The organism is Sphingobacterium sp. UBA3549, from assembly GCF_002376635.1.
In the GTDB taxonomy this organism is placed as follows: domain Bacteria; phylum Bacteroidota; class Bacteroidia; order Sphingobacteriales; family Sphingobacteriaceae; genus Sphingobacterium.
Genome location: NZ_DFOE01000008.1, coordinates 59,136 through 71,042 on the forward strand (window position 1 = coordinate 59,136; position 11,907 = coordinate 71,042).

Genomic DNA, 11,907 nt, shown 5'->3' on the forward strand with positions numbered 1-11,907 from the left:
CCTTAATAGCCTTATTTAACTGCTCTTAAATTTATTTCAAGAAGTCTATTGCGCGCGCAATTGCGACCTTTAATCCCGCAGGATTTTTACCTCCAGCTGTCGCGAAGAAAGGCTGACCACCGCCCCCTCCTTGGATATCCTTAGCTAATTCTCGAACAATTGTACTTGCATTTAATCCTTTTTCTTTAGCCAGTTCGTCGGATAAAACAACAGTCAAGCTTGGCTTACCATCAAATTCAGCACCTATTACTAAAAACAAGTTAGTGACAGCACCTTTTAAAGCATACGCCAATGTTTTCACAGCTTCAGCATTTGGAAGATCAACAATGGTAGACAAGAAATTAATCGGTCCAACCTGTTGGATCTCTGCTTCTAAATCAGCCTTCAAGGCTAACGATTTTTCTGTGATACTTTTCTCGACTTCTTTCTTCAAGGCACCATTCTCATCGATGATTTTACCTAACGCAGACACAAAATCCTTTGGATTATTCATGAGCTCTTTCAGGTGATGAACCAATTCAAAATGTTCACGGATAACCGATGCTGAGCGCGTTCCCGTAATTGCTTCGATACGACGGACACCAGCTGCGACAGCAGATTCGGAAACAATTTTGAAAAACCCGATCTGACCCGTTGCTTTGACATGTGTACCCCCACAGAGTTCTTTGGAATATTGATCTTCAAAAGTAATCACACGCACAAAATCACCATATTTTTCCCCAAATAAGGCTGTAACACCCGAATTAAGGGCCTGTTGGTACGGAACATTCCGTTCTTCCTTCAAGGGTATATTTTCGCGAATCTTAGCATTGACAATATCCTCTACCTGCTTAATCTCCTCGTCGGTCATTTTCGCAAAATGAGAGATATCAAAACGTAAAGTATCGGCGTTAACCAATGATCCCTTTTGGTTCACGTGATTTCCCAATACCTGTTTCAAAGCTGCATGTAATAAATGGGTTGCCGAGTGATTGTTTTCGGTATCGGTTCTTTTGGTTTTATCAACCTGCGCTATAAATGTACCTTTCAATTCAAGCGGCAATTTGTTTGTAAAGTGAACAAATAGCCCATTTTCCTTTTTAGTATCTGTGATATAGATCTTCTCACCTGTTGATTCCGAAATCAATTCCCCAGAATCGCCCACTTGGCCCCCACCCTCAGCGTAAAAGGGGCTAACTGAAAGCACCAATTGGAATTGCTCTTTATTTTTTGCTACAACTTTACGGTATTTAACAACCTCAGTAACGGCAGTTAATGTATCATAGCCTACGAATTCAAACCCTTCATCTTCATTTACTTCAATCCAATCACCGGTGTCAATAGCTGTGGCAGCGCGAGAACGATCTTTCTGAATTTGAAGTGCTTGGCTGAAACCTTCCATATCGACAGTTAAGCCTTTTTCACGCGCTAACAATTCCGTTAAGTCGATCGGGAATCCGTAAGTATCATAGAGTTCGAAAGCAAAATCCCCCTTAATGACAACGTTATTCTCCACATAATTTTCAAATCGCTGTACACCGGTGGATAAGGTTCTAAGGAACGAAACCTCCTCTTCTAAGATCACTTTCTGTACAAAATCCTGTTGTTGAATCAATTCATCAAATACGCCTGCGAACTGAGACGCCAATACAGGTACAATTTCGTTAATAAAAGGGGTTTTAAAGCCTAAAAATGTATAAGCATAACGTACCGCGCGGCGTAAAATACGGCGAATCACGTAGCCTGCTTTATTGTTGGATGGCAGTTGGCCATCAGCAATTGCAAAACTTACTGCACGGATATGATCAGAAACTACGCGCATGGCGATGTCGGCCTTTTCATCTATCCCATATTTTATACCTGATTTTTCAGCGATAAAATCGATAGTAGGTGTAAATACGTCGGTATCATAATTGGAAGTCTTACCCTGTATGCATCGCACCAAACGCTCAAAGCCCATTCCAGTATCAACATGTTTAGCTGGTAGCGACTGAAGCGAGCCATCTTTCAATCGATTAAATTGCATGAATACGAGATTCCAGATCTCAATGACTTGAGGGTGGTCTGCATTCACCAAACTCTGTCCGGAAGTTTGTTCACGCTCTTCTGTGCTGCGCATATCAAAATGGATTTCGGAACAAGGCCCACAAGGTCCTGTCTCCCCCATTTCCCAAAAATTATCTTTCTTGTTTCCAAGGAGAATTCTATCTTCGCTAATCCATTCTTTCCAGAAATTGAAAGCTTCCATATCACGCTCCAAGCCTTCTTTGGCATCTCCTTCAAAAATAGTTACATACAGACGGTCTTTGTCTAACTTATATACAACTGTCAATAGTTCCCAAGCCCAAGCAATCGCTTCTTTCTTAAAGTAATCACCGAAACTCCAGTTTCCTAACATCTCGAACAACGTGTGGTGATAGGTGTCAATGCCGACTTCTTCCAAATCATTGTGCTTTCCAGAAACACGTAAACAGCGTTGAGTATCGGCAACGCGAGGAAATTTAATGGGTGCTTCACCCAGAAATAAATCTTTGAATTGATTCATTCCCGCATTGGTAAACATTAAAGTTGGGTCATTTTTTACAACTACTGGTGCTGATGGTACTATTTGATGCCCCTTACTTTTAAAAAAGTCCAAAAAGGCCTGACGAATTTCTCTACTTGTCATTTAATTATCTAAAAATATGTGCAAACTTACTCAAAATTGATAGGTTATGCAATGTGGAATTCCATATATTGACCTTGAAACGACCGTTTTCTCTAAACAACGAAAAGTGCGACTTTGACTTTTCAAACAAAAAATTCAGATGCTAACATTCAGCCAGTTAAGACATACCAATTTTATTGGTGACAGCAATCACAAATTGATATTAAATATAACATTCTAAAAGTGTTATTCGTTATTCATATTTGTGCAAAACTTCTCAGCTTTCACATGTAAAACGATAAAAACTATTTGACCTGAGGTCATCCACAATTACATTTGTTTTATTACATTTGATAGTAAAATAGGGAATTGGGTATGCTTTCCAGCACATTCCCTAGTGCAAAATAAATAAGATTAGATTTTGTAGATTAAATTCCTTCTAATGAAAAAAAACATTCTACTACCGGTAGATTTTTCGGCTCATGCTATCAATGCTGTTAATTATGCGGTGAACCTATCCCTGGAAAAGGGTTATGCGCTCCACCTTTATCACAATTACACCTCTGCTTCTGCGGTGTTCGAGGAAGAAAACAGCCCTAATGACGCAAACTCTCCAATTTTTAAAGCGGATATCCTTATCAAAGATCTAGCAGAATCAATAAAGCTACAACATCCTACACTTCAAATATCGACACAATGTGAGCGAGGTATGATTACAGAAACGCTACCTGAACTTGCTACTCCGGATCAGTTTGATTTTCTAGTTATGGGCACTAAGGGCATCACCAATGAGGACAGTAAGCTTATTGGCAGCACCACGTATGTCATTAGCAAAAAAGCCAAAATACCTGTATTAGCCATTCCAAACGAAGCATATTATACACCTATAGATACTGTCGGCTTACTGTCCAATTTTAAAGAAGAAGAGATCCATACAGTCAAAGACTTTGTCAATATTATCGGTAAAGATTTTGAGTTAAAACTTATGCATGTACACTACGATCACTCATCAGAAAATAGAATCGAGGATAAGCTTGAAGTATGGAAATATAAGATCAAAAAACATATCGGCGTAACCAATATTGCAATAGAAGTTGATTCGATCCAAGGTGATATTGAGGATCTAGATACAGTTCCAGAAGTCATTAACGAGATGATCCATAACGAAAAGATAAAAATTCTATTAGTGACAAGATCGAGAAAATCATTCTTTGAACGCGTCTTTTCGCGTTCGGTCGCAAAAGCATTATTTAGCCATCCGTTAATCCCGATATTTTTCACAAAAGCATAATACCTTATAGCCATGTCTAAACTATTAATACCTGTCGATTATTCCGAAAATGCACGAGTAGCCGCATTTTATGCAGCGCAAGTGGCTGCGATGTCAAATAATGAGATCACACTCTTTCATTCGTTCACATCCCACAGCAATAAATTTGCAAATGCGAAGCATTTAGTAGACCCTACGGAGGTGGAAGCTCATCAGAAAATGGAGAAGCTTGTAGCCGAACTTCTACAAGAATATCCTTCACTTAAAATTTCTACCTTATTTGACAACGGTATTTTGGCCGAAACACTGGAAAAACAAGAGATAAAAGAGACATACCAAACGATCATTATGGGTACAAAAGGAGTCACAGGACTCGAATCTGTTTTGATCGGAAGTAATACTTATGATGTTATTAAAGAGTCCAAAATACCTGTTTTAGCTGTTCCAAAAAATGCGATAAAGCTCAAAAAGGATACCATTGGTTTGTTAACAAATTTCAAACCTGGCGAACTTGAAGTGCTCAAACAAGCTATTCCGTTATATGGCAAAGACTTCCATCTTCAACTGATTCACATTAATAAAAATGAACTGGAAATCAAAGTATTAGGAAAAAAACTAGAAAACTGGATCGAAGAGATTATTAGTGAAACTGGCATTGAAGACATTTCATACATTGTCAAATCGCCTAGTTATTTTGCGGGTTCTCGAGAGAATGTGGCTAACGGTATTCATACCATTATCAGGGACGAAGACATTGATGTTATTTTGATTACAAAAAGCAGGAAAACTTTTTTTCAAAACATTTTTACTGAAAATATTGTTAAGCATCTGGCTTTTGAAATTGAAGTGCCAAACTTCTTTGGGCGTGTAGAGTAACCAAATAATTTTTGGCAAATTTATTGCAAGAGTGTTCAGTGAGTTAATTTAACAACAGTATTATAGTAGATAATTTTACAAACACGCATTATGAAAATTAGCCTTAAAAAATCAGGATTACTTGTTGCGGCAGGAATTTTATCCACCGCATCCTTTGCGCAAAGCACAAAAGACGCATCAATTGAAGGCACAACACCATTAGGCTCGGCAACACAATATAGAACGTGGTCGATCGGTGTGGGAGCAGGTGTAACGAGCTTGCAAAATATCGCCAAGTTTAACAACGGTGGTTACGATAAATTGGATTGGAATTTGGGTTATAGTGCTTACATCAAGAAGCAAATCTCCCCTTCCTTTGGATTGAAAGCTACTTATTTTGGTGGAAAAACATCAGGCTACGTTAATAGCGATAAACAGACAGGATTTGAAACTAAAACACCTTGGTCTGTAGCGTTGTCGGGCGAGTTTTTAGCAGCAAATACCAACTGGAGATTTTTCAACAGCTTCATTAAACCGTACGCATCCATTGGTGTTGGTGTAATGAACGCCGAGACCGCTGCAATCGCTAACGGGAACAGAGGAGAATATGGTGACTCGTATTCTAAGATTTATGTACCGGCAGATTTTGGTTTTAAATTCGCCGTAGCAAAAGGTATCAACTTTGAACTTGGTTACCAATTGAATTGGGCGAACCAACGTTTTGACAACAGAATGGGTACCGATAACCCAGTGGGTCAACAATACAAAAATGACTTATTCACTTATGCTCATGCAGGCCTAGAATTTGCATTGGGTAGTGGTAGCAAACCTGCTTTAAACAATTCTAACCCTGTCGCAACCCTTGTCAATGACTACACGGTCAAGTACGATGACTTAAAGGCTCAAAATGATGCATTGAATGCTAAAAATCAAGCGTTACAAGGACAGTTGGATGGTCTCAACAATGATCTAAAAGACGACGACGGCGATGGCGTTGCTAATAAATACGACAAATGTCCAGGCACACCTTCTGGTGTCCAAGTGGATGGATCGGGTTGTCCAATTGTTGTTAAAAACGAAACCAAGGTCGTAGAGAAAGTTGTGGTTACAGAAGCAGATAAGAAAGTTGTTGCTGATGCGATCAAAAACTTGGAGTTTGATTTAGGTAAAGCAACTATTCGCTCTAGCTCTTATGCGACATTGAATAGAGTTGCCGCTTTATTAATCGAAAAGAATTTCAGCTTAAAGCTTGCTGGTCACACAGATAATACAGGCTCACGCGAATTAAATATGCGTTTGTCTAAAGAACGTGCAGAAGCTGTAAAGGCGTATTTAGTATCGCAAGGGGCAAATGCTTCACGTATAGAGGCCACCGGATATGGTCCTGACCAACCAATTGCAACCAATAAAAATGCAGCTGGCCGTCAACAAAACCGCCGTGTTGAGTTCACACTTTATTAATAACTAATAAATCAGATAAATAAAAAGGTGTTTTTAAGTTAAAAGCACCTTTTTATTTATCTGATTGTCATATTTCAACTACAAACCTTTAGCAAATTTAATTTTCCAATTATTATTTTTGTAGCGGTTTATACAAACAGAGATTATATGAAACTAAAATTACAATTCGTACTCGCACTTGCATCTGCGGGCTTATTTGCGAATACTGCAAATGCTCAAAATGCAAAAGCATCATCCATTGAAGGAACAACACCATTTGGACCAGCTACACAATATAGAACATGGTCTATCGGTATTGGTGCCGGGGTGACAAATCAAACGAACATTGCTGGCTTTAACCGTGCAAATTATGAGGATTTAGCGTGGAATTTGGGCTATAGTGCCTACATTAAAAAGCAAATTTCTCCTTCTTTTGGCATCAAGGCGAGCTACTTTGGGGGTAAGACTGGTGGAGCGTTTAAAGATGGAACACAATCTTTTGAAGCTAAAACACCATGGTCTGCGGCCTTGTCGGGCGAATTCCAAGCGGCCAACACCAACTGGAGATTTTTCAACAGTTTCATCAAGCCTTATGCATCGATCGGTATGGGTGTGATGAATAGCAAAACTACCTTAACAACCGGATCAACTTCTCAGGAAGCGGATGGCATTTCTAAAATTTACGTACCATTGGATATGGGATTTAAATTTGCTGTCGCTAAAGGTATTAACTTCGAGCTAGGTTATCAATTAAACTGGGTTAACCAAAACTTTGATGGCATTCAAGCCGGTCAATATAAAAATGACTTGTTTACTTACATCCATGGTGGTTTAGAATTTGCATTGGGTAGTGGTAGCAAACCTGCTTTAAACAATTCAAATCCTGTCGCGACATTAGTCAACGATTACACCATGAAGTATGATGACCTTAAAGCACAAAATGATGCTTTAAATGCTAAGAACCAAGCGCTACAAAATCAATTAGATGGTTTGAACAGTGATTTGAAGGATGATGATGGTGACGGTGTTGCCAACAAATATGACAAATGCCCGGGTACTCCTTCAGGTGTACAAGTAGATGGTTCTGGATGTCCAATTGTGGTGAAAAACGAAACTAGAGTTGTAGAAAAGGTTGTTGTGACAGAAGCTGACCGAAAAGTAGTTGCTGATGCCATTAAGAACTTGGAATTCGATTTGGGAAAATCGACAATACGTCCTACTTCATACGCTACATTGAATAAAGTTGCAGAACTGTTGATCGAGAAAAACTTCAGTCTAAAACTAGCTGGACACACCGATAATACAGGTTCCCGTGAATTGAACATGCGTCTATCAAAAGAACGAGCTGAATCGGTGAAAGCATATCTTGTATCACAAGGCGCTAATGCATCTCGCATTGAAGCTACAGGCTACGGTCCTGACCAACCTATCGTATCCAATAAAACTGCTGATGGTCGTCAACAAAACCGCCGCGTAGAGTTTACACTTTATTAATCGGTATTCTTCGATATATAGCCCAAAGGCATCCCTCTCCAGGGATGCCTTTTTTTATGGCATTAACGGACTAAATCTGAAATCTCCGTCGTGTTCATAACAAATAAACATCTGAACAACAAAAAGATAACACCAACAATACATACATTATATGTATTTTTATGAAGCTAAGTCTTAAAAAATGCGTAAACCAACCGTTTTTGTTTTAACCCTTTTTTCACTACTTGTTTCCGCCTGTGAAAAGGATCCATCGCTGAACGATCCGGGGTCAAATGCAACGATCAATCAATGGACGTTAAAGCAGATGCAACAATACTATTATTGGAACGATAAAATCGGGAAAACAAATGATCATCAGCAAGCTCCCGATCTATTTTTTAAAAATCTCCTATTTCAAGAAGACCATTACTCCCGCATATTACAGACACTTAACAGCGACACCTATGGCAATACCTTGACAAACACCTTTGGATTCGATATGGTACAAGTCCGAACCACTGATCAAACCATCCAACTGGTTACTCAAGTTGTTCCGTTTAGCGAAGGATATTTAATGGGGCTCCAGCGAGGCGACAGGATAAGCCATATCAACAATGAGCGCATAAACCAAGGCAATATGCGATTACTGCTAGACAAATCCTTACCGTTACCAACGATGCAATTAAAGCGTAACGATGGTAAACTATTCAATCTGCCCTCTTCCTATATTTCGCAACCGGTCCTCTATGCAGCTAAACTTATCTCCACCTCCCCCACTGTAGGTTATATCTTTTTAAGCCAATTTGACTTTAGTGGCGCTTATTCACTATTGGAAGTTGTCCAACATTTCAAGTCACAACAGGTCCAGCAGCTGGTTGTCGATTTACGTTACAACCCAGGCGGACAAGTTGCTTTTGCTGCATTTTGTGCACTTTTATTAGCAGATATCAAAGAAAATGACATTTTTGCCAGATACCAAGGTAACAGAAACATCAAAAATAGAGAAGACAGCTTCGCAGCAGCACTGCAAGGTCAGCCTGATGGCTATTCATTTTCAGCGAAAGACATTTTAAAACAAGGTTTACATTTAAAAAGAATTTATATGCTTACAGGGCCAAACACGGCATCTGCGTCTGAAATGTTAATGAATGGATTAGCTCCGTATGTGGAGGTTGTTCAGGTTGGCAATAAAACCTATGGAAAAGATATGGCATCGACCACACTAACTACACCCCAGGAAATTCATGGCGCTGAACGTGCCTGGCATTTGATCCCAATGATTTATAAAATATATAATAAAGCAGGACAAGGAAATTACAGTAATGGAATTTCTCCGCAGAAAGTAACGGATGAGTTTGCCTTTTTACCTTTGGTGCCGATAGGTGATTCCAGAGATCCATTGATTCGGGAAGCACTACGAACAATCAGCAATAAGACTACAGGAGCCAAGGGTTTTGCCAATGCAACAGAAAAAATGAATATTTTAACTCCAAAATATATGGGCAGTAGTTATCAGACAATACCCATTGACGTGAGTGCACAGGACAAGACCGGACAATAGTTTTATCAGTGTGCGCAGGAATTCAATGAGGTAATGACCATACGTAGATCAGCTCCAGTCTGCCCATTTTTGGCTAACTTGCGAAAAGGACGAGAGTTCATTAAGATTGGTAAATTCCCGACGCAATTTGTAAAGGACTTCCGAATCTACAACCTGCTTCAGATCTCCCTGGATTTCCAAGGAGATCGCCAATAGTTTTCGATGTTTTAAATCGCTGATGCCTCTCATGATGAATTTATGCTAATTGATTTACCTATAACCTCATTATTGACGTCGCTGTATTTTCTTCAAATCTCCTATTTTCTTAACCAGATATTCTCCAAGCTATAGCCTATACCGCCAATTTCAGAAACTGCATCAACATCTAAGTAAGCATCGGATTCTTTTTGAGGAAGATATACAATACCTACATCTACCGAAAAATTAAAGAACAAATAGACATTTTGCCCATCCACAAGGATTGGCTTTAAATCGCTATCCAAAACCTGGGCCTTTGCTACAAAAAGGGGATCAATTGGTATCTTGATAAATTCTTCGGTGATTTTATCCGATATCAACCCAGTAGTCAGGATCGGAGTTTCGTCATATTTGACCAAATCCATTCCCCAACTTTCATCATAAACAGGTTTACCTTGATAAACCGCCAATCGAATCGGCTCGCCTTTTGGTGAAATCGTCCTGTTATAATTCAATATCTTTACCTGTATCACACCCGGAATCGGCTTTACATCATCACCTAAAGGGTTCGGTCCAACAACCAAGGAAGGATCAATGGGACTCTTGCTATGAACACCAAAGGTATTTAATCCTGATTTGAGGGGCAGCCGTTGCTCTAGGACCACCTGATCCTTGTTATTAAATGCAACGACCAATGAAGAATCGGCATCTTTATTTCGTATAAAAATAAAATTAGCATCGCTTGGATTAGCAACTTTTCCATCTACCGTTACTCTTTTTACATCCACAGACGCAGAGCTATAGGATCTAAAAGCAATGCGTGCGATTTCATCCTGCATTTGAACCACCTCGCCTTTTTGACAGGAGGATAACATACACCCGATCCAAAGGGCGCCAAAATATAGAAATATATTTTTTATCATATAGAAGCAACTTAAAAAAGTGAGCCATAAAAATGGCTCACTCAACAAATAAATATTAATAATTTTTTGGATTAAATTGAGTCCAAGTAGCTGTCCAAGGAGCAGTTGTCGGATGGAAAGCACCTTTATAAGTCGTCGTGCCGTCACCATATGCTGGCGAAGTCGACAGCGGCCTTAAGGAAGCCGGGTTAAATAAAGTTGTTGTAGGATAAAAGATATTTCCAGCGCCCGCCAGTTTCAAATACGTTGTTGCATCGGTTGAAACATTTGTTTGGTTTCCTGTAGGAGTACCGCCACTAAAAGCTGCAGTATAAGCGTGTACAACGTTACCCGTAAACGTACCTGTTGCACCACCCTCGAATGCAGCACCTGTTGAATAACCGGCGATAATTGAGTTTTGGATATCGTATTCTGACGCTCTTCTCCAACGGTTACCAAATTTCAGTTTTGTATTCGCCACAGTCGCATCCTTTATACCTAAGAAAGTAAAGTTTTTCAATACTGGGCGAGTTTTAGGAGTAGCAGAATATGGTGCTGTTCCCTCGTTATCAGACTCCAGACCATTTGAATCCGAGCTACCACTAGAGGTGCTATTCGTCGAATTAGGATCTTTTAATGACAACGCATATTGAATTGTTCCTGTGTAGCCATGATCAAAATCAAAATCGTCATCGTCATTTGATAATGCAACTAAGTATTTCGCATTAACAGTACCCCCAAAAAACTCGAACGCATCATCTTTACCCCAAGACACCTGAATATTTTCCAAGGTAGTCCCAGTACCGACACCGCCCAATGTTAGTCCGTTAATCTCGTTATCAGCAGTTAAGTTATAACCAGCAAATTCAATGCGTACATATTTCAATGAGCCTGAATTATCTGCAGCATTGGTACCACCATAAGTAACGTCTACCCCCACAGGTTGAGGAATCCCTTCGATTCTCCTAGTGGCGGCTTGATTGGTCGTTGCGCTACCCAACAATACGACCCCTCCGAAATCACCAGGGTTACGAGATCCTGCCGCATTTGGAGAAGTAAATACGATTGGTGCGGAAGCAGTACCGTTAGCGATTAATTTCGCTGTTTTAGGCACAACCAAAACACCTTTGATATTTTGTGTTATTCCGGTGATTTGGTCATCGTAAGCTTTAGTTAAACCAGAAGTAATGTAAGTCCCCGCTTGAATCGTCAATGTCGCACCCGGTCTTACGAAAGCAACTCCATCAATTTTCCATACGGTATCCGCAGATAGCGTAGTCTTCGTAATAATACCGGCAGCATCTGTTGGGATTGTTGCCTGAGGTTTGTTTGGCAAACCAGCATTCAAATCTGAATTAGGTCCTACATTGTCTTTGTTACAAGAAGCCAATGCGATTGCGCATACGCTTGCTACTGTTAAGATTTTTTTCATTTTGTGTTAAATAATCACTAGTTTTGCCATCACAAGATCATTTTTTAGACTATGCTTCCCTATGGGATAGCATTTCATAAGGTTGCATAGTTGTTTTCAATCACCCGTTTTCTGTATTTTTCTGTCTTATTTCCCTGTTGTGCGGCGTGGACAAACGCGGAACTTATGTAC

At 39.7% G+C, this 11,907-nt stretch carries 9 protein-coding genes; 5 read left to right on the forward strand and 4 right to left on the reverse strand.

What is annotated here, in order from left to right; genetic code table 11:
- Positions 1–31: 31 nt before the first annotated feature.
- Positions 32–2,647, reverse strand: coding sequence for an alanine--tRNA ligase (alaS, locus tag B2W36_RS05005; RefSeq protein ID WP_293886610.1), 2,616 nt, complete (start codon positions 2,645–2,647; stop codon positions 32–34).
- A gap of 421 nt (positions 2,648–3,068) precedes the next feature.
- Here alaS and B2W36_RS05010 point away from each other — a divergent pair, with 421 nt between their 5' ends.
- From B2W36_RS05010 to B2W36_RS05030, 5 genes are all read left to right on the forward strand, one after another.
- Positions 3,069–3,917, forward strand: a complete 849-nt coding sequence (locus B2W36_RS05010; RefSeq protein ID WP_209579098.1) for a universal stress protein — start codon at positions 3,069–3,071, stop codon at positions 3,915–3,917.
- A gap of 12 nt (positions 3,918–3,929) precedes the next feature.
- Positions 3,930–4,772 carry a universal stress protein gene (locus B2W36_RS05015; RefSeq protein WP_293886611.1) on the forward strand — a complete coding sequence of 281 codons (843 nt, stop codon included), beginning with the start codon at positions 3,930–3,932 and terminating at the stop codon, positions 4,770–4,772.
- 90 nt (positions 4,773–4,862) lie between these two features.
- Entirely contained in the window at positions 4,863–6,212 is a 1,350-nt protein-coding gene (locus B2W36_RS05020; protein ID WP_293886612.1) for an OmpA family protein, read from the forward strand.
- Between the two features lie 147 nt (positions 6,213–6,359).
- Complete coding sequence (locus B2W36_RS05025) at positions 6,360–7,685, forward strand: OmpA family protein (protein WP_293886613.1); 1,326 nt, start codon at positions 6,360–6,362, stop codon at positions 7,683–7,685.
- A gap of 181 nt (positions 7,686–7,866) precedes the next feature.
- A complete protein-coding gene (locus B2W36_RS05030; RefSeq protein WP_293886614.1) occupies positions 7,867–9,225 on the forward strand; it encodes a S41 family peptidase in 1,359 nt (452 codons plus the stop codon).
- Between the two features lie 48 nt (positions 9,226–9,273).
- On the opposite strand, the gene B2W36_RS05035 is transcribed toward B2W36_RS05030, so the two are convergent.
- From B2W36_RS05035 to B2W36_RS05045, 3 genes are all read right to left on the reverse strand, one after another.
- Positions 9,274–9,453, reverse strand: a complete 180-nt coding sequence (locus B2W36_RS05035) for a hypothetical protein (RefSeq protein WP_293886615.1) — start codon at positions 9,451–9,453, stop codon at positions 9,274–9,276.
- Positions 9,454–9,521: 68 nt separating this feature from the next.
- Positions 9,522–10,325 (reverse strand): hypothetical protein, encoded by an 804-nt coding sequence (locus B2W36_RS05040; protein WP_293886616.1) that lies wholly within the window; start codon positions 10,323–10,325, stop codon positions 9,522–9,524.
- Positions 10,326–10,380: 55 nt separating this feature from the next.
- Positions 10,381–11,736, reverse strand: a complete 1,356-nt coding sequence (locus tag B2W36_RS05045) for a hypothetical protein (RefSeq protein ID WP_209579091.1) — start codon at positions 11,734–11,736, stop codon at positions 10,381–10,383.
- Positions 11,737–11,907 lie beyond the last annotated feature (171 nt).

Excerpts from the sequence above, each read along its gene's own strand:
- B2W36_RS05020 (WP_293886612.1), top strand. The coding sequence starts at position 4,863 with ATGAAAATTAGCCTTAAAAAATCAGGATTACTTGTTGCGGCAGGAATT.
- B2W36_RS05040 (WP_293886616.1), bottom strand. The coding sequence starts at position 10,325 with ATGATAAAAAATATATTTCTATATTTTGGCGCCCTTTGGATCGGGTGT.
- B2W36_RS05045 (WP_209579091.1), bottom strand. The coding sequence starts at position 11,736 with ATGAAAAAAATCTTAACAGTAGCAAGCGTATGCGCAATCGCATTGGCT.
- B2W36_RS05010 (WP_209579098.1), top strand. The coding sequence starts at position 3,069 with ATGAAAAAAAACATTCTACTACCGGTAGATTTTTCGGCTCATGCTATC.
- B2W36_RS05035 (WP_293886615.1), bottom strand. The coding sequence starts at position 9,453 with ATGAGAGGCATCAGCGATTTAAAACATCGAAAACTATTGGCGATCTCC.
- B2W36_RS05015 (WP_293886611.1), top strand. The coding sequence starts at position 3,930 with ATGTCTAAACTATTAATACCTGTCGATTATTCCGAAAATGCACGAGTA.
- alaS (WP_293886610.1), bottom strand. The coding sequence starts at position 2,647 with ATGACAAGTAGAGAAATTCGTCAGGCCTTTTTGGACTTTTTTAAAAGT.
- B2W36_RS05030 (WP_293886614.1), top strand. The coding sequence starts at position 7,867 with ATGCGTAAACCAACCGTTTTTGTTTTAACCCTTTTTTCACTACTTGTT.
- B2W36_RS05025 (WP_293886613.1), top strand. The coding sequence starts at position 6,360 with ATGAAACTAAAATTACAATTCGTACTCGCACTTGCATCTGCGGGCTTA.